Here is a 24,264-nt window from a genome sequence, read left to right as displayed (position 1 = left end):
CCTATAATACATATTTTGCTACTTTTTTTAATGCACTAAAAATCTGAAGTCTCTCAAAATCATTAAAAACCAAAACACTTATTGAATAACTTTTATACTTGCTATCTTTGCTATTTTTTGAAAAGCTTAGTTTAAATTCTCTATCTTTTATAATCTCTTTTGCCACGCTGTTTGCGTCCGTTTCTGCTTGAAATATCGCCTTATACTCCCAAAATGTTGGATAGTTTATATTTGGTTTTTGATTATTTAGATCGCATATACTCGCCACTTTTACCTCCACTTTTACTCTCTAGCATGATATTGCTTATTACCATTGTCTTATCAACTGCTTTTATCATATCATAAATAGTTAATAACCCTACGCTCACACCAGTTAGTGCTTCCATCTCGACACCTGTTTTACCATCTATTTTTACGCTCACAGTTAGCTTTATCGCATTTTTTAACTCCGCGATATCGCAATTTACACCAAGTATATTTAGCGGATGGCACATCGGAATTAACTCGCTTGTCTTTTTTGCACCCATTATAGCAGCAACTACAGCTGTTTGTATGACTGGACCTTTTTTTGCTGTGCCATCTTTTATATGTTTAAAAGCCTCCTCGCTCATGCTTATAATGCCACTTGCAGTAGCAACTCTTTGTGTGATATTTTTATCACTTACATCTACCATTTTTGGTCTATCATTTTCGTCTAAATGTGTTAGCATTTTTATCCTTTTTTGGCATTATATCACAAGAAATTTAAGTAAATTATGAAAATTTATAACAAAATTTTAAAAATTTTATACTTTTTCATGCCCAAAAATTCAGCATTTTAAGCGTTATTAAAATCTATTAACTTAAAGTTATTTTTATATTTTAAACAAAATAGTAGTATTTCATTGTCCAACAAGAAAACCTCCTTTTTGTAGCAAGCCCTCTTTCCCCCAAAGAGGGCTTTAAATCTAAGTTTATACTTTTAAGATTCTATCTTTTGATATTTTTAAAAAACCAATTTCCTTTTCTATGCCTATAAACTTACGCCCAAGTTCCAAACTAGCCACACCAGTTGTGCCTGAACTAATTTATTTTATAATTACTAAGTATTATAAAATACACTATTTAAAATAAAATAGAATTTTCATAATATAAAAGCTCAGCTAAGCATTGTAGTATAAAGATATTAGATATAACAAGTATTTGCAAACACAATATAATATGAATTTACACCAGACGTAGATTTAATAATAAACAAAAAACATGAAATTTTGATAAAAGCCTTATTTATAAATCATCTTAAAATTATACAAAAAGATTTCAAATAATAAAAAACAATTAATACAAAAAATTTATGAAAGACTAAAATAATTATCCCCAAAAATGGGGATAAATTTTATACATATCCTTGATCTATCATCGCATCAGCGACTTTTCTAAATCCAGCTATGTTTGAACCAAGAACTAAATTTCCAGGTTGATTAAACTCAGCACTTGTTTCATAGCTAAGTTCAAAAATATGCTTCATAATACCTTTTAACCTAGTATCGACCTCTTCAAAGCTCCATTTTGCCATACCAGCATTTTGCATCATCTCAAGTCCACTAGTTGCGACACCACCAGCATTTGCAGCTTTAGCAGGAGCAAAATAAAAATCCTTTTTTGATAGCATAAAATCGATCGCTTCAAGTGTGCTTGGCATATTTGCACCCTCTCCAACAAAACGACATCCATTAGCATATAGTGTTTTTATATCTTCTAGGTTTAACTCATTTTGAGTTGCACTAGGAAAAGCCCCGTCACACGGCACAGACCAAACGCCATTTGTTCCAGGCTTATACTCGCTAACGTGTGTAAATTTAGCATTTGTGCGAGTTTTTACATATTCGCTTATTCTTGCACGTTTGATCTCTTTAATCTCTTTTAAAAGTGTTAAATCAATACCATCTGGATCGTAAATATAGCCATCTGAATCAGAGACAGTGATAGCTTTTGCACCAAGTTCGGCTAGTTTTTGCACTGTATAAATTGCTACGTTACCAGAGCCTGAAACAGCACATTTTTTGCCATCTAAACCCTGTCCGACTTTTCTTAGCATATTTTCTACAAAATACACACAGCCAAATCCAGTAGCCTCAGTCCTAGTCAAGCTGCCACCCCAATCTACACCTTTGCCTGTTAAAACGCCCTCATATAATCCTGTTAATTTTTTATACTGTCCAAACATATATCCTATCTCACGTCCGCCAACACCGATATCACCAGCTGGGACGTCTGTAGTGTTGCCGATATGGCGATACAACTCACTCATAAAATTTTGACAAAATCTCATGATTTCATTATCACTTTTGCCTTTTGGATCAAAATCACTTCCGCCTTTCCACCGCCAAGAGCAACGCCTGTTAATGAATTTTTAAAAATTTGCTCAAATCCTAAAAATTTTAAAACTCCAAGATTTACAGTTGGGTGAAATCTAAGACCACCTTTATATGGACCAATTGCTGAGTTAAACTGCACTCTATAAGCGTTATTTACCTGCGGTCGTCCATTATCATCGACATAAGTTACACGAAAGCTTATTGCACGTTCAGGTATCGTGATACGCTCTAAAATCGCATGTTTTTCATATTTATTCTCTCTTTGAAGTAGTGGCTCTAGGCTATATAGCACCTCAGTAGCTGCTTGAATAAACGTAAGCTGACCTATGTTTGAGTTTTTCAAACCTTCTAAAACGCGGTTAATGTAAGCACTCATGTATTTCCTTTTGTTTAGTTATATTGCAAATTTTAAGATTTGTTAAATTTACAATATTTATAAAAATTGCAAAAAGCAACTTTTATAAATACTAAATATCAAATTTTAAAATGATGAACGTATTTTACAATGCCTAATATTTTTTTTCGCTTAAACTTCGTTTTATAATTTTATCTTAGGCGTTTTATGTTACTATTTGAAATCTTAAAAATTTTAGATGACTTTTCTTCACTAAAGTGACTATCTACTGCTATATCAGCGACTTGTAATGCCCATTTTAAATCAAAATTCTTGCCATGTAAATTTGCCGAAGTAGAGTAAAGCCAGTCAAAATTAGACAAAAATTTTGCATGTTTATGATCTTTTATAACCCTTATAGCTTTAGAATTTGGATATAAAAATGTAGAAAATTTAGACTTTCTTATGCGATTTTTATGTATATTTGGGATACGAGTTAGTTTAAGTAAATTTTGAAATTTTGACGTTGTAATTATACACTCTTGATTGTCTGGACGATTTTTTAACCTATTTAGCTGGATTTTATCGTCGCTTAAAAATCCAGCTGTTGTATCAGTCTGTGCTAGATATATCATGAAATTTCAAGCTTTTATGCCTTTTGCATATTCGCCGACATTAAAATACTCATTGAAATTTTCGCATATATCATAAAAGCTTACGCCATCAATTTTCGGTTTTTGTTTGAAATTATCATACATGCCTTTAAAACCTTCAATTAACTCTTTTGATTTTACTCCGTAGCTTATAGATATACCAGCTTCAATGTAAGCTGCAAGTTTATCACAATATTTTAATGCCTTGCCATCAATTGCGTTAAATTTATCTTCATTTACATTTTCAAGTGTTCCATCAAATGGTAAAATTTTATTTTCGAATGTACGATTTTCAAACTCATCTTTAATAATTTCTTCATTATTTTGTCTAATTCCTAGAATGTAGCTAAACTCATCTTTATACGAATTTGGCACATATGGCAATATTTGCTCATCAATCAGTCTAATCTCATACTCATTTATTATCTCATTTAAGCCCTTTATGCCGTATTTTACGGGGCTTATAATATCTCTTGTAAGGCTTTCTGGTAAATCATGAAATAAAGCACAAAAGAAATTATTTTCTAGTCTTTTACCACAAGCTTTAACCTTAAGCGAGTAAAAATAACTAAGTATAGCAACCACTAGCATATGTCCAAGCACTGCAGTTTCAGGTATGCGTGGCGTTTGAGCCCAGCGTTTTTGAAATCTTAACCGACCACTTAAATCAACTAAACGAGCAAGTTTTTGATTCATTGCGATTTTTCGAACACCAATTAATTCATAATAATCCTCAAGCTCTTCTTCGACTTTTCGCTTTAATTCGTCTATATCGCTTAAAAACTGGCTTGTTTGATAAACTATGCTAAATTCCCACCTAGTAGATAGATAACTAGCAGCTTTTAGGATAAGTTTTTCTTTTTCATGCGTTTTATCATCGCTTAATAAATAATCTTTTAATCTAATAAAAAATTTACCATCATCAATCTTAATACAAAGTTCTTCAAGCTCACTGACTATCCATGTATTTACTTGCTCACGTTTTGTTTTTTGTATATGATGAAATACATCAGGACGTATATCAGTAACTACCACACGAGATAAAAACTCAAAAATTCCAGCTTCAATTATATAGTTTATATCAACATCTTTTTCAAGTTTTGCGATAAAATAAGCGATGATAAATTTATGAGCTTGTTTATCAAGCTCGACTAAATTTGTCATCTTTGGATAGTCATTCCAACGCGAAATAGACGCTGCTTTAAATATATGTTCTATTAGTTTTGCACTTATCATTAGCTATCTTTTTTAACAACTATTGGTTTTTTATCGCCTTGAAAACTTATCTTTCTAAAACCATCTTTGTTTGCGTTATGTTTCTTATCGCCACTTTTTGCAGATTTTGTATCTTTGTTATCAAAAGAGCGAGAATTATCACGTTTTTTATCTTTTTCACGCTCATCTATACGCCTAGCACCAGCACGATAATTTTCACATTTTATTTCATTTGAGATCTCAGACTGTTTTGTTAATACTTTATTTGTTATCTCTATAACGGTATGAACATTACCACGTGGATTAAAATCTCCTACTATTTTTAAAAATTTTGGCTCTAATTTTGTTTGTAAAACTTCAAAAATTTCATTTATACTATCTTCATGGCTTATATTACGGTTCATGAAACTATTTATATATAATTTTATAGCTTTTAATTCTACAACCCATTTATTTGGTATATAATCAATATAAATCGTTGCAAAATCAGGATAACCAGAACGTGGACAAAGACAACAAAACTCAGGTAAAGTTATGCGTATTGTGTAATCACGCTGATGTTTGTTTGGCCATATTTCTAAGTCCTTTTCTACATCAAATTCTTTTATCTCACGCTCACCGTATTTCATTTGTTGTGTATCGGTTAATTGTAAATTTTCACTCATATTTTTCCTTTTAAACTAATTCTCGTGGTTTTTGTATATAAAAACCTTGAACAAAATCAACTTTATTATTTTTTGCAAACTCAAACATATCAAACCTATCTACAAATTTTAAGATAGTTTTTATGCCTATTTGCCTTGCTAATTCATTCAATTTTAAAAACGTATTTGCTACTTTTGTATCTTTATAATTTTTAGATATATTTACATCGTATATGATATAATCTATATCTAAATTTAAAAAATACGCAAAAAATGCGTTATTTGCACCAAAATGGCTAATCGCAAACCTAAAACCCAATTTCTTATATTCAAACAAAATTTCTGATAATCTATTTAAATGCTCTGTTTTATCATCAGGATAAAACTCAATTATAATATTTGAAGCATCTATTTTATTTTCATCAATAAACTCTTTTAAAAATTCCAAATACTTCACACTGTTTAAACTCTGCATTGAAATTTCAATTATAAATTTATTATTAACATTTTTAACTAAACTATTAAAAAATGACGAAAATATTGCAATATCTTGATTTACTTGCATATTATATTTAAACATAACATTTGATATTTTAGATTTTGATATATTGCCATGATTTTCACTTTTTAAACTCGGTATAACACAATATAAATTTTCATCCTTAAATCCAGCTATTTTCTGCACTTTATAACTAAAATTTTTGTTTTTTATGCTTTTTATAACATCACTTTCAAACTCATCTATATCATCACTTATTATCTTTACATCTTTAATTCTATTTATTAAATAATTTATACTCTTTTGTAAGTCACTATAAGATATATTTTTAATCTCAAATTTTAATATAATCTCTTTTTTATTTACTCCTTCATTTTTAATTTTTTTGCTAAAAATTGTAATTAAATGTCTAATTTTTGGTAAATTTTCATTAGTATAAAGTAAAAAATAACTACTACTATATCTACCTAAAAAGTATGATTTTATCGAATTTTCATCTAAAAATTTCTCTAACTCCCTAACACACTGAATTAAAATTTCATCACCAAAATCAACACCATATCTATCTGAAATATCACCAATATTTTTAAAATTTAAAAGTGTTAAATTATTAAAATCCCTATTTTTTTTAACTTTAGAATCTATAATTTTTAAAATTTTATCTCTTGTATATACTTTCGTAACACTATCTAAAAATGTATTTTGAAAACTTTGATATATCATATATGTTGTAAAATAAACATAACTAATTATAAGTATAAAAAATAGCACCATATCGTTATCGCCTATGCTGCCATTTTTATATAAAATATATGATGAAAATATAATAGCGACAATAAAAGGCAAAGCTATTCTAATAGCGATATTAAACCGATAAGAACGCTCTGCATTTTGTGCTTTATTCATTAAACATCCAGATGTTTTACATCTTTAGCATGCTCTTGGATATAGTTACGGCGTGGTTCAACCTCATCACCCATAAATAGATTAAACGTGTCGCTTGCACTTTGAGCATCAGCTATACTTACTTGTAATAATCGTCTATTTTCAGGATTCATCGTTGTCTCCCAAAGCTGATCTGGGTTCATCTCACCAAGACCTTTGTAGCGTTGAATTTTTACATTTGAGCCTTTTTTGGCATTATCTGTAACTTCTTTTAAGACCTCTATTATATCTCGTCCATCAAAATCTATATCACGTTCAATTATTTTTTTATGAATATGTAATGCCTCTTCAAAAAGTGGATTTGCAAATAAATTGTCATTTAAATAAAATTCTTCCAATCCATTTTCAGTTTGAACGTAAATTCTAGCTTCATTTTCATTGACATATGAATTAAGTATGTTATACCCTTTTTGAGTAAGGAAATTTTTTAAAATTTCAAACATCTCAGGATATGATTTGGCTATAATGTCAGGGTTTTCTATAATATATCTTAATGCAACTAATAGATTAAATCTCTTTCCTAATTCGTTTAATACAGAGTCATACGCTGCTACAACCTTTAAAAAATCAACTAAATCATTTGTTCCTATACTTTTAAATTCCATCCCCTCAATACCAGTTTGAATAAGAAATTCATTTAATGCTTTATCATCTTTTAAATAAACCTCTTTTTTACCCTTTTCATACCTATAAAGTGGTGGCTGAGCTAGATAAATATAGCCATTTTCTACAACTTGATTTAAAAATCTAAAGAAAAATGTTAAAAGTAGAGTCTGAATATGGCTACCATCAACGTCAGCATCGGTCATGATGATTATTTTATGATAGCGAAGTTTTTCAGCGTCAAATTCTTCTGCTATACCACAACCAAGAGCAGTTATCATATTTTTGATTTCATCTGATTTTAAAATTTTATCAAGTCTTGCTTTTTCAACGTTTAAAATTTTACCTTTTAGTGGTAATATTGCTTGAAAAACTCTATCACGACCCTGTTTTGCTGAACCACCTGCTGAATCGCCCTCGACTAAATAAAGCTCACTAATAGTTGCATCTTTACTTTGACAATCAGCTAATTTTCCAGGCAAAGTTCCTACGCTAAGCCCATCTTTTTTACGTGTTAAATCACGCGCTTTTTTAGCTGCTTCTCGTCCACGTGCTGCCATTAAAGCCTTATTCATTATAGCTCTTGCTTCAATAGGATTTTCTTCAAAATATTTTGAAAGAACTTCAAATGTCATCTTTTGAACGATTGGTTTTACGTAGCTTGAGCCAAGCTTACCTTTTGTTTGTCCTTCAAATTGTGGTTCAGGTACCTTTACACTTACAACTGCTATAAGACCCTCTCTAATATCATCGCCTGTGATTTTGGTATCTTTTTCACGAGCAGCTGCATTTGCTTGTATATAGTTTGTAATCACACGAGTTAAACCAGCTCTAAATCCAGCCTCGTGTGTTCCGCCATCTGGTGTTTTTATATTATTTACAAAGCTTAGTAAATTTTCACTATAAGTCTCGTTATACATTAGTGCAAAATCAACTATAACGTCTTCTTCTCCACCACTAAAACTAACAGCTTTACTAACAGATTCTTTTGTATTCATATCAGTAACAAAACTCTCAAGTCCGCCTTCAAAGTGATAACTCTCATTTGTACCGTCACGTTGATCTTTAAAATTTATAGTTATTTTTGGATTAAGATAAGCGAGCTCACGAAATCTTTTTGTAAGGATATTTTTATCAAACTCAGTTACCTCAAAAATTTCATCATCTACCCAAAATTCAACTTGAGTTCCAGTGCGATTTGTTGTTTTAATTATTTCTAAATCAGTTTGTGGAATACCTTTACTAAATTCTTGTCTATGAACGTTTCCTTCACGTTTAATTGTAACAATTAATTTTTTTGAAAGTGCATTTACAACAGACACACCAACGCCGTGCAAACCTCCTGAAACTTTATATGTGTCTTTATCAAATTTACCACCGGCGTGAAGAACTGTCAAAACAACAGTTGCAGCTGGTAAATTTTCAGTTGGATGCATACCTACTGGGATACCACGACCATTATCAGTAACAATACAACTACCTTCGCGAGTTATTTCAATATCAATGGTATCACAGTATCCAGCCATAGCTTCATCAATTGAATTATCAACAACTTCATAAATCATATGATGAAGTCCATTTACATTCGTATCACCAATATACATTCCTGGACGTTTTCTAACAGCTTCAAGACCCTTTAAAACTTTAATATTACCTTCGTTATATATTTTTTCACTCATATTTTTCTCTTTTTATATATTTATTGGCATAATAACCGTTTTTAACTCTTTTGATGTTAATACAAATGGTAAGTTATTATTATTAAATTCTAAATAAAATTCATCATCTTCTATATTTGATAAGAAATCTAGTAAAAATTTATTTTTAACACCAAAATATATCTCTTCATCAAGTTCAGTTTCACAATCTATTTGTGTTTTTGCTTCTGAATTATCTTCAATTACACTTTCAAAATTAATAGTTTGTGAGTTCATTGTTATTTTCATTGTATCACTTAGCATAGATATGGTTTTTATGCCTTCTATCATTTTATCGCGATTTAATTTTATTCTCTTTTTTATCTCTTTTGGTATAACTTTATCATAATCAGGATATTTTCCATTTATTAATTTTGTATAAAACTCAAAATTTTGGCTTTGTGCTATTAATATATTTTCATCATAGAAAATTTCTATTTTGTCAAAAAATAATTTTTGCATCTCTGTAATAGCTTTTTTAGGGATTATTAGGCTAAATTCATTTTGAGTTTGTGTTTGTAGTGAAAATACTGATAATCTTTTTGTATCAGTTCCTACTATATTTATTAAATCTTGTTTGATATCTATTTTAGCACCTGTTAGTTCGTGTTTTGGATTTGAGTTGTCTATACTTGGGATTATCTTTTTAAGGCTTCTTCCAAACATTACAGCATCTACATCAAATTTATTTTTATTTTGGGTTGTAGGAAACTCAGGAAAGTCTTCAAATTTATACATAGGAAGTTTGTATTTTGAGTTTTTTTGTTTAATATATAAGTAGTTATTTAATGTTTCTAATTGGACCTCATCATCTTTTAAACTTCTTATTATGTCAAGTAGTTTTTTACCATTTGCTGTTGCTGTTCCTTCATCTATAATTTTAACATTACTTAATTTATATGCTAAGCCTATTTCATAATCAGTTGCTTTGATGTTTAAAACACTATCTTTTGCTTGTATAATTATGTGAGAAGTTATAGCTGACAAATCACGTTTTTCTAAGTATGGATTTGTATTTGTTATGATACTTTCAAGAACGTTTTTGTTTATAAATACTCTCATTTTTTCTCCTTTTTATTTTTAAATTTCTTTTGTATTATTAGTAGATGTAGTGAAAATGTGAAAACACTCACAAAAGCCTGAAATTTTGATATTTTTAACGTGAATAAATTTTATTTTTTTTTCACTTTTTTTCACGATTTTTTATCCTTTTTTAAAATTTTATTTTTGATTTCTTCTATTCTAAGACGGAAAATTTCGTTTGTATTCATTAGCTCATTTATTTTTTTAATATTGTGACTAACAGCACTATGATCTTTCATATCAAAATAACTTGCAAGTTTTGGCATTGAATTTGGTGTTAAATTTTTAGCTAAATATATTACTATTCTTCTTGCTTCAACTATGTTAGATACGCGTAATTTACTTTTTATATCATTTTGCTTGACATTTAGCTCTTTTGCAACGATTTCTAGTATCTGATCTAGGCTTATATTTTCACGTTTTTCTTTTATCTGATCTCTTACGACATTTTTTGCAAAGTCTATGGTTATTTCAGCATTCATGAGTTTTGCATAAGCTTTTATATTTGTTATAGCACCTTCAATATCGCGGATATTATCGCCTAAATTTGTAGCTATGTAGTTTATAACATCGTTATTTAGATGTATGTCGTTAAATTCACATTTTTTTTGAATTATGGCTATTTTTGTTTCTAGCTCAGGTATAACAATATCAGTTGTTAAGCCCCATTCAAACCTAGATACAAGTCTCTCTTCAAAGCCTTTAAGTTGTTTTGGTGGAAGATCTGATGTCATTATAATTTGTGATTTTTTTTCGTATAGGTCATTAAATGTGTGAAAAAATTCCTCTTGAGTTCTATCACTTTTACTCAAAAATTGAACGTCATCTATAAGCAAAACATCACAATTTCTATATTTTTCTCTAAATCTTTCCATTGTATTTAGTTTAAGATAATTTATAAAATCGTTTCTAAAAATTTCAGCAGTTACGCAAATTACACTTTTGCCTAAATTTTGACAAAAATTTCCAACAGATTGAAGCAAGTGTGTTTTTCCAAGTCCAGTTGAGCCATAAATAAAAATTGGATTATAAATCATGCCAGGATTTTGTGCGGCTTGTTTGCAGCTTAAATATGCTATTTGATTTGATTCACCAACTATAAAATTTTCAAATGTTAGATTTGGATCAAGCGATGTATTTTGTGCTTTTATCTGTTTTATATCGACTTTATTTATTTTGTTTTTTGTTGTTTTTGATGAAACTAACACTTCTATTTTTGGTTTTATACCAGTTCTTGCTTCGTATAAATATGCGATTTTTTCAGAATATCTTGTTAAAATAAATTTTGCTAGTAGTTCGTTTGGAGCATTAAATATTATGATATCATCGCTTGATGATTTTTCATTATATTTAAGCTGTTTAATATAGCTTTCATACTCTTTTTTTGAGATTTGGCTACTTAAACTCTCTAAAATTTCATCTATAAGCAAATTTAAACCTTTTTGTATTAAAATAAACTCTCTATAATAGCAAAAAATTAATAAATTTTAACTTTTTCACAATGTGAATAACATGTGAAAAACTTGTGAAAAGGAAGTGATGAAAATTTTAGGAATAGATCCAGGATCTAAAAATTGCGGTTATGCAATAGTTGAGAAAAGCCTTAAAAAAACGAGCTTGGTTGAAGCTGGACTTATTAAAATCAAACAAAATACACTTCAGTATCAAATCACTGAGTTATGTGAAGGACTTGATGTGATTTTTAAAAATCACAGCTTTGATTCTGTTGCGATTGAAGATATATTTTTTGCTTACAATCCAAAGACAGTATTAAAATTAGCTCAGTTTCGTGGAGCATTGAGTCTTAAAATTTTACAACTTCATGGTGATTTTGCAGAATATACCCCACTTCAAATAAAAAAAGCTGTCACTGGTAAAGCAAAAGCACAAAAAGAGCAAGTTGCATTTATGGTGAAAAAAATTTTAGGCATTACAAAAGATATAAAGCCCCTTGATATAACAGATGCTATTGCAGTTGCTTTAACTCACTCTTATAATATAAAAATGTAACAATATTTAATAAAATATAAAAAGAATTTTAGCTATCATCACGCAAAAATTTAAAAGGTAAAAAATGCAAAGAAAACGAATTTATAATCCAAGTTCAAATGAAACTTTAACCGATAGGCGTGTATTTAATGGAAATCCACATGGAATTTTAAACTTTACTAAAGCAAAATACCAATGGGCATTAAAGCTTTGGGATTTGATGGAAGCAAATACTTGGTTTCCAAAAGAGGTCGATACAACAGGTGATGTTAGGGATTATGTTTATAATTTAACAGACGCTGAAAAACGCATGTATGATTTAGTTTGGAGTCAATTAATCTCCATGGATAGCTTTCAGACAAATAATTTAGCTGATAATATCAATCCATACATCACTGCACCTGAGATAAATGCCTGTTTGGCACGTCAAGCATACGAAGAGGCAAATCACTCTAAATCATATGCGGTTATGGTAGAAGCGATATGTGAAAATACGGATTTAATATACGAAATGGAAAAACATGATGAAGTTTTACGCGAGAAAAATGACTATATTTCAAGCGTTTATGAAGAGTTAGCAGGTGAGGTAACAGATGAGAAACTTTTACTTGCAATGGTTGCTAATCAAATTTTAGAAGGCATATATTTTTATAGTGGATTTACAGCGATTTATGCTCTTGCACGTGCTGGCAAGATGCTAGGTTCAGCTCAGATGATACGTTTTATTCAGCGTGATGAGATAACTCACTTGCTTTTATTTCAAAACATGATAAATTCAGTCCGTAATGAACGTCCAGATCTATTTACACCAGCTATTGAAGAAAAAATATATGCCATGTTTAAAAAAGCCGGTGAGCTTGAGATAAAATGGGGTAGATACATCACAAATAATCAAATCATGGGCTTTACTGATGATATTATCGAAGAATACATTCATTATTTAATAGATCAGCGTTTAACAGCTATCGGATTAAAAAAGATATATGATGCAAAACATCCTATTAAATGGGTTGATGAGTTTGCGAAATTTAACGATCAAAAATCTAATTTCTTTGAGGCAAAGGTTACGAATTATTCAAAAGGAAGTTTAAGTTTTGATGATTTTTAAGATTAAAAATTTTATCATTTTTATACTATTTGCACTACTTTTAACAGCATGTACTGGTATCAATCACGCTCGTATTATAAATGATATAAATATAAAATCTGCACAAAAACACTCGCCTTATAAACTAGAGCTTGTAAAAGAAGATGAAAAAGCGGTATTTTATCAAGAAGTGCCTGCTGGCAAGTATAAAGGACGCTCATACGCTCTAAATGATTTTATCTTATACAATGATATCTTTAAAACCATAGCTGCATGCGGTTTTACTCAAGATGATCTTTTACAGGTGCGTATCTTGGATTATGATGAGAAAAATTTAAGAGTAGAAGAGATATGGGTCTTTAAAGATGAAAAGTCAGAAAGAAGTGATAAATTAACGGCATTTTATGTGATATTGCAAGCAAATACGCAAATTGGTGGAACAGACATAAACATAAAAAGTCCAAATGGCTGTCACGCACCAAAAGAGTTGACTTTTGTCTTTGGAAAATAAATTTAATGAGAATAAGATGACAAATTTACAAAGCATAAAATGCAAACGTTTAGCCGATGAGATAGCCGATGAGATAGAATTAACCCCTGCTGTTTATAACGCCATTTGCGAAACTCAAAGAGAAATTTTTGTTCAAAATGTAGCTCAGGCTTATACACTAAATGCACAACCTATAGCTGGCAATCAATGGATAAGCTCACCACTGACAGTTGCAAAAATGACTTTGGCACTTGAGTGTGAGGACGTGGATAATGTGCTTGAGATCGGCTGTGGAAGCGGCTATCAAGCTGCGATTTTGTCTAAATTAGCACATAGGGTTTTTAGTATGGAGCGTATAGGAGAGTTGGCAAATACGGCTAAAAAACGCTTTGAAATACTTGGCACACGAAATGTAATTGTAAGGTATGATGATGGAACAAATGGCTGGAGTAGCTATGCTCCATATGATAGAATTTTGCTATCAGCCGCTAGTATGCAGGTGCCACAAGTGCTATTTAAACAGCTAAAAATTGGTGGAATTTTAGTAGCTCCAATGGTTAAAAATAATAAGCAATACATCACAAAATACATAAAACATAGTGAAAATGACTATGAAGAGATATGTTTTGATGAGTGTGCGTTTGTGCCACTTCTAAACGGTAGGGCGTGAAATTTAAAGGATTGTTATGGATAATATAGATAGATATACACGTTCGCGTTGGCTTTTTGGCGATGAGTTTGATAAACTTAAAAATGCAAGAGTTTTAGTGTGCGGAGTTGGCGGAGTTGGCGGTATATGTGTAGATGCTTTGGCTAGAGCTGGGGTTGGTGAGATAGTTTGTGTGGATAAAGATGTATTTGATATAACAAATCAAAATCGTCAAATTTATAGTGAAGCTGTTGGTGCGGTAAAAGTAGGTGAGTTTGACAAACGCTATGAAAATGTCAAAGGCATACAGGCTTTAATCACGCCTGAGTTTATCGCTACACATGATTTTAAAAGCTACGATATTGTAGTAGATGCGATAGATGATATCCCTGCTAAGATTGCTTTAGCACTGGCTACAAGTGATAGACTAATCGCATCAATGGGCGGTGCAAAACGAATAGATGCTACAAAAGTGCAAGTTGCTGATGTGTTTAAAACTTATGGCGATCCAATGGCTAGAAAATACCGAAGTGAGCTTAAAAAAGCTGGGTTTAAAGGCAAGTTTGATGTTGTTTTTTCTAGCGAAGAGCCAAGGTGTAAAGTGCTTGGGAGTTTTATGGGTGTGACGGCTGTATTTGGGCTAAATTTAGCAAGTCTTGCTGTGCGTAAAATTTTAAAAAACATTTAAAATATGCTTTAAATTAGCAAAATTTAAAATTTTGTATATTTTATTTAAAGGGATAAAATGCAAATAAACTTAGAACAAGTTAAGATAGAAAACAGCTGGAAAGAGCAGCTAAAAGATGAATTTTTAAGCCCTTATTTTGGAATTATTAAGCAAAATTTACTTTTTGCCAAAGCAAATGCTATCGTATATCCGCCAAGCAATCTGATTTTTAATGCTTTTAATTTAACGCCATTTAATGATGTTAAAGTTGTAATTTTAGGGCAAGATCCTTATCATGGAGCAGGGCAAGCGATGGGACTTAGTTTTTCTGTGCCAAAGGGGATTAGAGTGCCACCAAGTCTAGTAAATATCTATAAAGAGATTGAGACTGATTTAGGCATCAAAGCTCCAAATCACGGTGATTTAAGTGCATGGGCGGCTCAAGGCGTGATGCTATTAAATGCTACTCTTAGCGTAACGGCAAATCAGCCAAACTCACATGCAAATTTTGGTTGGCAAAATTTTACTGATGCGGTAATAAAAATTTTAAGCCAAAAGCGTGAAAATATAGTTTTTATGCTTTGGGGAAATTTTGCTATAAAAAAAGCCAACTTAATTGATCCAAATCGTCATTTGGTGCTTACTGCTGCACATCCTAGCCCATTAGCTCGTGGGGCATTTTTTGGTTGTAGGCATTTTTCAAAGGCAAACGACTATCTTATAAAATATGGCAAAACACCTATAAATTGGGATCTAAATAGTTAGATATAAACTTAAACCACAATTACGATTTAAAATCTATGATAATAATTACACTGCATTAACCAATAAATTATTTAAAATTTCGTATCATATAAATTATTTTCTAATTAAAATTAAATGAAAATTTTTATGAAATTTAAAAAACGATAAATGTGCGATACGATAACTTAATGCCATTTCTATGAAATTACAAGTATTAGAAAATAGGTATTTTAAACCTTTATTGCGTAAAATTTAATACAATCATGGATAAATTTATGCTATACTCAACCAAAAAACTTTGAAAGGATTTTAGTGAAAAAGGTATTTTTGGCTGGTGCTAGTGGAGTGATTGGTATAAGAGTGGCAAAAATGCTTGTAGAGTTAGGCTACGAGGTATATGGCACAACTAGAAGCCAAAGTAAAGCACAAATGCTAGAGCAAATCGGCATAAAACCAGTAGTGCTTGATGTTTTTGACACACAAAAACTAAAAGAAGAGATGAAGAAAGCAAGTTGTGAAATTTTAATGCACCAACTCACTGATTTGCCTGATGGATTAGATTATGCAGGAAAAATGGATGAGGTTTTAGCACGAAATGCACGTATTCGCACTGAAGGTACTCGTAATCTTATCGAAGCAGCAAAACAAAGCGGAGTAAAAACTATCATCGCACAAAGTTTGGGTTTTATTTATGAGCCAGGAGATATGCCATATACAGAGCAAAGTCAGCTTTTAAATTTTAATGATACAACCTATGGTGAGACTTCACGTGCTGTGGCTAGTCTAGAAGAGCAAGTATTAGGTAGTGGCATGTGTGCTATTGTGTTAAGAAATGGACTAATTTATGGTGAAGGCACTGGTTTTGATATACCATTTAAAGGTTATGCTAGTGTGCATGTTGATGCGGCTGCAAAGGCAGTAGTATTGGCTTTGCAATGCAAACAAAATGAGATATTTAATATCGTAGATACAGACAATATAACATCAAATGACAAAGCAAAAACCATACTTGGTTGGGATGAAAATTTTAGAATTTAACAAATTTGCATTTATAAAATAAATGCTTATAAAATTACTTAAACAGCAAAATAAATTATTAAAAGACATTGAAACTAGGTTAGAAATTTTAAGAATTTTTAGCAAAATCTATAATAAAAGATAAAATAATGATAACAGAGATTATATTTTACATAGTGGCGGGATTTTTTGAAATTTTAGGTTGTTTTATGTTTTGGGAGTATTTTAAAAACGACAAACCAGTGTGGTATTTAGGCATTGGCGTCGTTTCGCTTGTGATATTTGCTTTTGTACTTACGAGAGTTGAGAGTGAGTTTGCAGGTAGGGCGTATGCAGCTTATGGTGGCATATATATCATATGCTCACTTTTATGGCTAAATTTTATCGAAAAGCAAGAGTTTGGCAGATACGATCTGATAGGCTCTATTATTGCACTTTGCGGTGCTTTAATCATCATATATCCTAGTTTAAATAATGGCTAAAATGCGTAAAAAATAGATAATTAAGTTAAGATGAAGGCTATAAAATAAAGTCTAAAAATAACCGAAATTTACTAACTTAAAATCCAAAGTCTAAGTGCAAAAGCAAAATATTTTGTAATAAATATAGTGTTAGTGATTATTGAAATAGTGGTGCAAATTTCGTTAAGATAGCATTTTAACATCTGAGAAATTGACATTTTATATCAATTATGCTATAAGTGCATATTGTATTATAGAGTGTTTTGCATGGTGTTATAGGATTTAACATTTAATTAAAAGGATTTAATATGATTGTTAATAAGACTTCTATTCAAACTGCACTATATAAAGATAGTAAAAATTTTAAAAATATCCAAGTTTTTAAAGCTTCAAATTTAGTCACAAATAAATTAAATCAAGATGAATTAAAACAGGTCGAAAAATCTCTAAATACCTTGACAGATATTACTCAAGGTTGGGCTAAAGGCGAAAAATCAGAGTATGATAATATCGTTTATCTTAGCAATAATCAAAAAGGAATTAATATAAAAATAGGATTAAGCGATGAAAATTTAAACACGTTAAGTGCTATTTTTAAAGATGATGTTTATAAGACAGCAAATGCAGAGTATATACTAACAGGAGACGCTGAAGCGTTTGTGGGCGGTTGGTTTAATGAGATAGCATATGCTAGAGGTTATTTAAGTGCCGATATAGATAAAAGCGGAGCCATAGATGCTAACGAGATTGCAAATTTAAAGACGGATTTTAGCACTAAAACTAAAATTTTTAGCAAAGAAAAAGATGGCGTAATAAGTGCTGATAAATCTATGACCTGGATTGCAAATAGATACGAGACTGCAACTCATCTATCATATGAAGATCATGAGAAAAATATTATAAGCATAGAAAAGACTCTAAACGAAACCCTAATAATGGATAAAAATAAAGATGGAACTTTGAGTTTAGACGAGATATATCAGCAAAATCAGTGGATTGATGATATGAGTCAAAAGGTTGGTGAAATTTTAGAAAATAGAGCAAAAGATAGTGAAATTTTAGTAAAAGCTAAAATAAAAATCGCACAAAATGAGATAGAGTTTAAAAATATAATGCTAAATGTCTCAAAAGATACTCAAGATTTTATCTATAAAATGCTATTTAAAGATGATGGCAGTGATAAAATTTCAAATCTACTTAGCCAATTAAGTAAAAATTTCGATGAGAGTATTGGAGTGGATAAAAGTGTCTAGCCGCTTATGGCTAGACTGATTTTTTAGGCTTTTGCGTGAAGTTGTTCGGTGTAGAATTTAACCGAGCCAAGTCCTTCTTTTTTTGCCCATTCATATGCTTGTGATACAAATTCCCAGTTTATATTTTCATAAAAAGTTTCTAGATATTTTGGGCGAGCATTGAAATTATCTATGTAGTATGCATGCTCCCATACATCAACAACAAGCAATGGAATTTTTCCATCATTTACTGGTGTATATGCGTTTGATGTTTGGATTATTTCTAGTTTTGATGTGTTTGGGTTATATACTAACCATGCCCATCCTGAGCCAAATTGCGTTGTTGCTGCTTTAATAAATTCAGCCTTAAAATCACTAAATTCAGCCTCAATAGCCGCTTTTAGCTCAGCACTTGGCTCACTTTTTTTAGCGATACAATCCCAATAAAAGTCGTGATTATAAACTTGTGCAACGTTATTATACAGTCCAGCTTTTGCACCTAAAAGTATGTCATAAAATGATGCATTCTCAAACTCAGTGCCGACAATTAGATTGTTTAAATTTGTTACATATGTAGCGTGATGCTTACCGTGATGATACTCACAGGTTTTTTCACTTACGACAGCGTTTGTGCTTGGATTAAACGGAAGCTCTCTTAACTTAAACATTTTGTTTCCTTTGTTTTAAATTTTGGCGTGATTATAGTTTAATTTATCTAAATAATTAATTAATATTTTTTATTACTTGCGTTAGTAAATTTTATGAGTCGTATCCTAACTCTAATCTAACTCTTTTAACCGACTGCTTAAATTTAAATCTTTATTGACATTTACAAAAGAGAAATTTTTAATACTGGCATTAAATAATACTTTTTAAGTATTAATCAAGCATTATTTTATTTTTACCAGTTGTTTTTCCTTTATATAGCAAATCATCGGCATGTTTTATCATTTTTTGTAAATCAAGCTCACTATATCCATCATAATATGAAATTCCAAATGTCATCGTTGTTTTTATGATATTTTCATTATGTTTAAATGATGTAGTATTTAGCATGTGTGATACGCGTTTTACGATATTTACGGCACTATTTTTATCCACATCGTGAATGATAATCAAAAACTCTTCCCCACCCCATCTACATACAAAATCTTCATGTCTAAATATATTTTTTAACATATTTGCAATTCTAACAAGAACCATATCACCTACACTGTGTCCAAATGTATCATTTACGGATTTAAAGTCGTCTATATCTGCGATTATAAGGGCAAAATTTTTATTGACTAAATTTTCGCTGATAAAATTTTGTAAAGCATGTCTGTTTGATAGTTTAGTTAGTGGATCTTGTTCTGATATGTCTTTTAGCTTATCTCGATCTTGCTGTATATTTAAGTATGCTAGTCTGTTTGCAAGTTCTAGCATATAAGATATAATTATAGCAAGTATGCAAATAAATATTATATGATAAACATATAAAAATTTAGTCCAAAAACTACTAAGTATATCTGTATCTGGAATGATATAATAACAAAGTATAAAAAGAACTACCTGCAAGAATGTAAGAAATTTAGTTATGCTAGCATAGCCAATACTTATAAATAAATTTACCAAAACAAATGCTAAAAATAGCAACTCAAATCCAGCACCAAATCCAAGAGTATATATGCATATTATAGTGTGAAGTGTGACCTCTACTTGAAAAACATAAGAAGCGATTTTAAGTGAATGTGGATTTTTTTTGATTATGGTTATTATAAAAGCATATATAAAAAGAGAGAAAATTTCTACAATAATAAGCTTAGGTATAAAAATAATATAAAATAATACAAAGTAAGCTAAATGAAAAAATGTCACGAGCCAAATGGTAGTTATAAAAATATCGTAAATTTTTACTCTTAAGTGGTTATACTCTGTTTTCACTTTATTACTTCCATTTCTATATGATCTTTGCCACTTTGTTTGCCCTTGTATAGTAGTTTATCTGCACGTTCTAATACATAATCAAAGTCAAAATTTACTTGATCTATAAGTATAATCATTCCAAATGTCATAGTAACAGGAGTATTGTTTGGCAGCCGTATTGCACTTATATTTTGAAGGAGTCTGTTAGAGATGCTATAAATAAAATCAATATTTGTGTCTGTAAGAACTATTAAAAACTCTTCTCCGCCCCAGCGAGATATTAGATCGTGCTGCCTGAAAGAATTTTTTAAAACACTTGCGACATCTTTTATTATTCTATCGCCCCATAGATGTCCAAACGTATCATTTACGGACTTAAAGTCATCTATGTCGCCTATCATTACAACTTTGTTTGTTTTTATATTTTCTGCAACAGCTTGTTTGTTTTTTGTTTTTATGATCTTTTGCATACTTCGTCTATTTAACAGCCCAGTTAGTTGATCGTATTGACTAAGTTTTTCTAGAGTGTTTTGCTCTTTTTTGATGTCTTGATAACCATGTGATGTAATTATATTTGCGTAACTTGATAGTATGTAAATTGTAAAAAATGTCGCCACAAAGCATCCAATATGCATTAAATTATATATGTTGTTATTTAGTATATTGTCTGTTCTGTCTTGACTAATCACATAAAGCAACACAGCAACAATAATTTCAAATGTAGCTATTAAATAGGTTAAAATTCTTGTATTAAACGCACAAAAATAACTAATAAACACAAGTCCAACCAACAAGTATATAAACCCAGCATCATTGCCATAAAGCATCGTGCAAGCAACAGCTATAAATAAAATATTTGTGTGAAACCATGTTGCTATTAAATTGCTTTTTTGTAGAAATTTTTCATTTTTTATATATAGTGTGATTAAAATACATATGATTAAAGCTATGTAAATTAAGCTATTTGTGCTAAGTATAAACATAAATCCAATTGCTTGAGCTATTAAAAGAATGTTTAATAAAGATGAGTGTATGTCTTGTATAGATTTATAGTTATTTGGATTTATGTCTAGTCTATTCATCTTTTAGTATTCTTCATATTCCACGTCTTCATCATCTTCATCATCATATGAGTAATCATCATCATCATATGAGTAATCATCATCGTCATATGTGTAATTATAGCTATTATATGAGCTATCTTCATCATCGATATAATCTAAATCTTCTAATTCGTCGTCAAAATTTTCCATTTTTTATCCTTATTTGTAGTAATTTAGGCTTTATTATACTATATTTTGATTATTTTGTAGATATAGGCTTTGACTAGGAAAGGCAAACTCAAGATTATTTTGTGCGACTATATCCATTATCTTAAACAAAATATCTTCTTTTGTTTTTACATATTCAGCTTTTGTTACTGCTTTGCTAAAACACGTAACAGCTATATCTATGGAGCTATCGTTTAGTGCATCAAGTGATACATAAATGGCGTTTTTGTATCCAGCTAAATCATTAATGCTTACTATGTTATCACGAAATCTAAACCTGCTTGAGCCACCAAATGCGCCGCCATTATCCTCTCTTGAAATTTCAGGATGAGTGTGTAGCATAGTTTTTATATCGTTTATGCACTGTCTTAGTTGCTCTGGTTTAGAATCATATGTTAGTGCAATCGTGATATTTATAATTCGCCCCGCTTTGCGTCGTGACCAGTTAATTATCGCATCTCCTGCAAGTGTTGAGTTTGGCACAAAAATCAGTGCATTATCGGCACTTCTGATGGTTGTTTTGCGTAGTCCTATTTCTACTATCGTGCCTTCAATGCCATTGCATACGATTAAGTCACCCTGTGAAAATGAGTTGTCAAATAAAAGCATAACCGATGCAAAGAAATTTGCTATGATGTCTTTTGCTGCAAACGCAACCGCCAAACCGCCTATTCCCAAAGAAGCGATAATGGCTGATATATCAAATCCAAGACGCGAAAGCACAAGCAATATAGCAATCGTAAAAACGATAAAATTTACAATTTTTATTATTAGATTTACGATCTCTTTGCGTCCGCTTTTTTTAGCAACTTCGCTAATTATCAGCATCCCATAGCCATTTAATATAGTAGCAACTAGCCATGTCCCAAGCAAGATGTATAATATAATAAAAGCGTTTGCTATATTTAATGGCATAGGTGCTGGATAGTATGTAAGTGACATACAAGTTTTGAGTGCATATGCAATCAGCAAAGATGAAATAGGAAGCTTTATAATATCAAGGATTTGCTCTTTTATGGTTTTGGCATTGGCATTTTTTGCAAACACAGACAATACGACCCAGTATGTGATTTTGGATAAAATTTTAGTTAAAGATACAAAAAATACAAATACAACAAAAATGACTAAAATTTTGCCTAAATTTATATTTTTGTTTTTTAGCGAAATTTTGTTGTTTATGTATTCTACAGCGGTATTTAGATTAAGTCTTGTTATTGAAAAACTCGAGCTTAGAAGTTCGGCATTGTTTTTTAAATAGACTAAAATTTCATCAGCTGTTTTTTTAAAAATCCTTAGCTCTGCTAATTTTTGAGCGTCTTCGTCTATCATGGTGTCTTTTATATCATTGATATAATTAAATTTGTGCGTTTTTAACTCAATTATTGAATTGGTTAATAAATTTTTTATACTTGATAGCTTTGCTGCGTCTTTAAACATCTCTTCAAGCTTGATAATGCTAGTGTAAAATATCTCATTTAAGTTAAATTTCTCAAGCTCAAGTGCGTTTTTGATATAGTTTTGACTTTGTTTATTTGTGCTATATTTTGCTACATTTTTTTGCAATTTTTCTTTTTGAGAGAGAAAATTTTGCACTTGTTTTGATGAAAAATCTATCGCCATGATTGACATTGGGATTTGCTCTAAAAGCTTTGATTTTTCATATGAAAGAGTGTCGATACTAAGCTTATTTGTAGAGTTGTCATCTATACTTAAAATTTCTATTTGAGAATTTATTTTATTTATTGAATTTACTATCTGTGTTATATCGCTTTGCTCTAGTTGTGTTTGGGCGTTTGACACAGAAAATATAAGCACAAAATAAAGTAAAATTTTTATCATGAATTATTGCTTTCTACTGTTAGTAGTTTGTATGTTTCGGTTTTTAAATCGTAGCTAAATATTTCGCCAGTTTCGATGATGTAGTGCCATCCATATATATCAAGCTCACCAGCTTCATATTTTTGTTTTACATCTGGATAGGTTAGTAAATTTTCAATCGAGTTTATTACATTTAAACGCTCTGTTAGCCATGCCATTTTGGCTGGATCGTCTGATGAGAATTTTAGCACTTGCTTTTTAATCGGTTCTAAAAGCCTAATCCAGCTTTTAAAATTTGGTGCTGATTTAAACTTTTCATCAGGTTCATATAGTGCTTTGCATCCACCACAATCAGAGTGTCCGCATATTATTATAGTTTTTATTTTTAATATGCTTATGGCATATTCTATTGCTGAGGTTGTAGCTAAAAACTCGTCGCTTACGCGGTATGGTGGTATGATGTTTGCGATATTGCGTATAGTAAATAAATCACCTGGCAGGCTTTTTGTAATGAGATTTGGCACGACACGAGAATCTGTGCATGACACAAATAAGACTTTTGGCTCTTGTTTGTTTTGTAGGCTTTTAAATAGCTCTTCATGCTCCTTAAAGCCCTCTTCCATGAAATTTACCGCTTTTTCTAAAACTGATTGCATTTATTCTCCAAAAAATTAGGTATTATAGCAAAAATTCAAAGAAGTGAAGCAATGCAAAAACAACAAAAAATAAAAAATCGGAAAATATAATAAAAGTGGTGACCCATACGAGACTCGAACTCGTGTTACCGCCGTGAAAGGGCGATGTCCTAACCGCTAGACGAATGGGCCAACCGTGAAGTTGAATTGGGATTATATATCAATGATACTTAATATTTACTTAAATTTATAAAAATTCTATGATGATT

The 24,264-nt window shown here is 30.6% G+C and carries 25 protein-coding genes, 1 tRNA gene and 1 pseudogene; 9 read left to right on the top strand and 18 right to left on the bottom strand.

What is annotated here, in order from left to right:
• Position 1: 1 nt before the first annotated feature.
• From LQU93_RS05860 to dnaA, 11 genes and pseudogenes are all read right to left on the bottom strand, one after another.
• Entirely contained in the window at positions 2–268 is a 267-nt protein-coding gene (locus tag LQU93_RS05860; RefSeq protein ID WP_229932952.1) for an HP0495 family protein, read from the bottom strand.
• On the bottom strand, positions 243–710 hold the full coding sequence (gene moaC, locus LQU93_RS05855; protein ID WP_229932951.1) for a cyclic pyranopterin monophosphate synthase MoaC: 468 nt from the start codon (positions 708–710) through the stop codon (positions 243–245). The genes LQU93_RS05860 and moaC overlap by 26 nt, the downstream gene beginning before the upstream one ends.
• Positions 711–953: 243 nt before the next feature.
• Positions 954–1,067, bottom strand: a complete 114-nt coding sequence (locus LQU93_RS05850; RefSeq protein WP_418884066.1) for a DNA methyltransferase — start codon at positions 1,065–1,067, stop codon at positions 954–956.
• A 308-nt stretch (positions 1,068–1,375) separates the two neighbouring features.
• Positions 1,376–2,733, bottom strand: a pseudogene (gene gdhA, locus LQU93_RS05845) (NADP-specific glutamate dehydrogenase).
• A 170-nt stretch (positions 2,734–2,903) separates the two neighbouring features.
• Complete coding sequence (locus tag LQU93_RS05840; RefSeq protein ID WP_229932950.1) at positions 2,904–3,326, bottom strand: Sua5 YciO YrdC YwlC family protein; 423 nt, start codon at positions 3,324–3,326, stop codon at positions 2,904–2,906.
• A gap of 6 nt (positions 3,327–3,332) precedes the next feature.
• On the bottom strand, positions 3,333–4,580 hold the full coding sequence (locus LQU93_RS05835) for an HD domain-containing protein (protein WP_229932949.1): 1,248 nt from the start codon (positions 4,578–4,580) through the stop codon (positions 3,333–3,335).
• Positions 4,580–5,224 carry a preQ(1) synthase gene (gene queF, locus LQU93_RS05830; protein ID WP_229932948.1) on the bottom strand — a complete coding sequence of 215 codons (645 nt, stop codon included), beginning with the start codon at positions 5,222–5,224 and terminating at the stop codon, positions 4,580–4,582. The genes LQU93_RS05835 and queF overlap by 1 nt, the downstream gene beginning before the upstream one ends.
• Before the next feature lie 10 nt (positions 5,225–5,234).
• Positions 5,235–6,608 carry an EAL domain-containing protein gene (locus tag LQU93_RS05825; protein ID WP_229932947.1) on the bottom strand — a complete coding sequence of 458 codons (1,374 nt, stop codon included), beginning with the start codon at positions 6,606–6,608 and terminating at the stop codon, positions 5,235–5,237.
• Positions 6,608–8,929: a DNA topoisomerase (ATP-hydrolyzing) subunit B gene (gene gyrB / locus LQU93_RS05820; protein ID WP_229932946.1), complete on the bottom strand. Its 2,322-nt coding sequence runs from the start codon at positions 8,927–8,929 to the stop codon at positions 6,608–6,610. The genes LQU93_RS05825 and gyrB overlap by 1 nt, the downstream gene beginning before the upstream one ends.
• A 12-nt stretch (positions 8,930–8,941) precedes the next feature.
• Positions 8,942–10,009 carry a DNA polymerase III subunit beta gene (gene dnaN / locus LQU93_RS05815; RefSeq protein WP_229932945.1) on the bottom strand — a complete coding sequence of 356 codons (1,068 nt, stop codon included), beginning with the start codon at positions 10,007–10,009 and terminating at the stop codon, positions 8,942–8,944.
• 131 nt (positions 10,010–10,140) lie between these two features.
• Positions 10,141–11,460, bottom strand: a complete 1,320-nt coding sequence (gene dnaA / locus LQU93_RS05810) for a chromosomal replication initiator protein DnaA (protein ID WP_229932944.1) — start codon at positions 11,458–11,460, stop codon at positions 10,141–10,143.
• A gap of 109 nt (positions 11,461–11,569) precedes the next feature.
• Here dnaA and ruvC point away from each other — a divergent pair, with 109 nt between their 5' ends.
• The 9 genes from ruvC (at position 11,570) to LQU93_RS05765 (ending at position 18,387) form a co-directional block, all read left to right on the top strand.
• Entirely contained in the window at positions 11,570–12,040 is a 471-nt protein-coding gene (gene ruvC, locus LQU93_RS05805; RefSeq protein ID WP_229932943.1) for a crossover junction endodeoxyribonuclease RuvC, read from the top strand.
• Between the two features lie 64 nt (positions 12,041–12,104).
• Complete coding sequence (locus LQU93_RS05800) at positions 12,105–13,127, top strand: ribonucleotide-diphosphate reductase subunit beta (RefSeq protein WP_229932942.1); 1,023 nt, start codon at positions 12,105–12,107, stop codon at positions 13,125–13,127.
• Positions 13,117–13,617 (top strand): hypothetical protein, encoded by a 501-nt coding sequence (locus LQU93_RS05795; RefSeq protein WP_229932941.1) that lies wholly within the window; start codon positions 13,117–13,119, stop codon positions 13,615–13,617. Before LQU93_RS05800 ends, LQU93_RS05795 begins: the two co-directional genes overlap by 11 nt.
• Positions 13,618–13,633: 16 nt before the next feature.
• Positions 13,634–14,266, top strand: a complete 633-nt coding sequence (locus LQU93_RS05790; protein WP_229932940.1) for a protein-L-isoaspartate(D-aspartate) O-methyltransferase — start codon at positions 13,634–13,636, stop codon at positions 14,264–14,266.
• Between the two features lie 16 nt (positions 14,267–14,282).
• Complete coding sequence (locus LQU93_RS05785) at positions 14,283–14,933, top strand: tRNA threonylcarbamoyladenosine dehydratase (RefSeq protein ID WP_229932939.1); 651 nt, start codon at positions 14,283–14,285, stop codon at positions 14,931–14,933.
• A 57-nt stretch (positions 14,934–14,990) separates the two neighbouring features.
• Positions 14,991–15,677 (top strand): uracil-DNA glycosylase, encoded by a 687-nt coding sequence (gene ung / locus LQU93_RS05780; RefSeq protein ID WP_229932938.1) that lies wholly within the window; start codon positions 14,991–14,993, stop codon positions 15,675–15,677.
• Between the two features lie 291 nt (positions 15,678–15,968).
• Complete coding sequence (locus LQU93_RS05775; protein WP_229932937.1) at positions 15,969–16,694, top strand: NAD-dependent epimerase/dehydratase family protein; 726 nt, start codon at positions 15,969–15,971, stop codon at positions 16,692–16,694.
• A 128-nt stretch (positions 16,695–16,822) separates the two neighbouring features.
• Entirely contained in the window at positions 16,823–17,155 is a 333-nt protein-coding gene (locus tag LQU93_RS05770) for a YnfA family protein (protein ID WP_229932936.1), read from the top strand.
• A 287-nt stretch (positions 17,156–17,442) separates the two neighbouring features.
• Positions 17,443–18,387, top strand: a complete 945-nt coding sequence (locus LQU93_RS05765) for a hypothetical protein (protein WP_229932935.1) — start codon at positions 17,443–17,445, stop codon at positions 18,385–18,387.
• Positions 18,388–18,410: 23 nt separating this feature from the next.
• Here LQU93_RS05765 and sodB read toward each other — a convergent pair whose 3' ends face one another.
• From sodB to LQU93_RS05730, 7 genes are all read right to left on the bottom strand, one after another.
• Positions 18,411–19,034, bottom strand: a complete 624-nt coding sequence (gene sodB / locus LQU93_RS05760) for a superoxide dismutase (protein WP_229932934.1) — start codon at positions 19,032–19,034, stop codon at positions 18,411–18,413.
• Positions 19,035–19,245: 211 nt separating this feature from the next.
• A complete protein-coding gene (locus tag LQU93_RS05755) occupies positions 19,246–20,289 on the bottom strand; it encodes a GGDEF domain-containing protein (protein ID WP_229932933.1) in 1,044 nt (347 codons plus the stop codon).
• Positions 20,286–21,353, bottom strand: coding sequence for a GGDEF domain-containing protein (locus tag LQU93_RS05750; protein ID WP_229932932.1), 1,068 nt, complete (start codon positions 21,351–21,353; stop codon positions 20,286–20,288). The genes LQU93_RS05755 and LQU93_RS05750 overlap by 4 nt, the downstream gene beginning before the upstream one ends.
• A gap of 3 nt (positions 21,354–21,356) precedes the next feature.
• Positions 21,357–21,524, bottom strand: coding sequence for a hypothetical protein (locus tag LQU93_RS05745; RefSeq protein WP_229932931.1), 168 nt, complete (start codon positions 21,522–21,524; stop codon positions 21,357–21,359).
• A gap of 33 nt (positions 21,525–21,557) precedes the next feature.
• Positions 21,558–23,381, bottom strand: a complete 1,824-nt coding sequence (locus LQU93_RS05740) for a mechanosensitive ion channel domain-containing protein (RefSeq protein WP_229932930.1) — start codon at positions 23,379–23,381, stop codon at positions 21,558–21,560.
• On the bottom strand, positions 23,378–24,016 hold the full coding sequence (locus LQU93_RS05735; RefSeq protein WP_229932929.1) for a carbonic anhydrase: 639 nt from the start codon (positions 24,014–24,016) through the stop codon (positions 23,378–23,380). Before LQU93_RS05735 ends, LQU93_RS05740 begins: the two co-directional genes overlap by 4 nt.
• 96 nt (positions 24,017–24,112) lie before the next feature.
• Positions 24,113–24,187 (bottom strand) — tRNA-Glu (locus LQU93_RS05730).
• Positions 24,188–24,264: the final 77 nt, after the last annotated feature.

Source organism: Campylobacter majalis (assembly GCF_905120465.1).
In the GTDB taxonomy this organism is placed as follows: Bacteria; Campylobacterota; Campylobacteria; order Campylobacterales; family Campylobacteraceae; genus Campylobacter_A; species Campylobacter_A majalis.
Note: the sequence above shows the minus strand (reverse complement) of the source record. Positions and strands in the feature narration are given on the sequence as shown.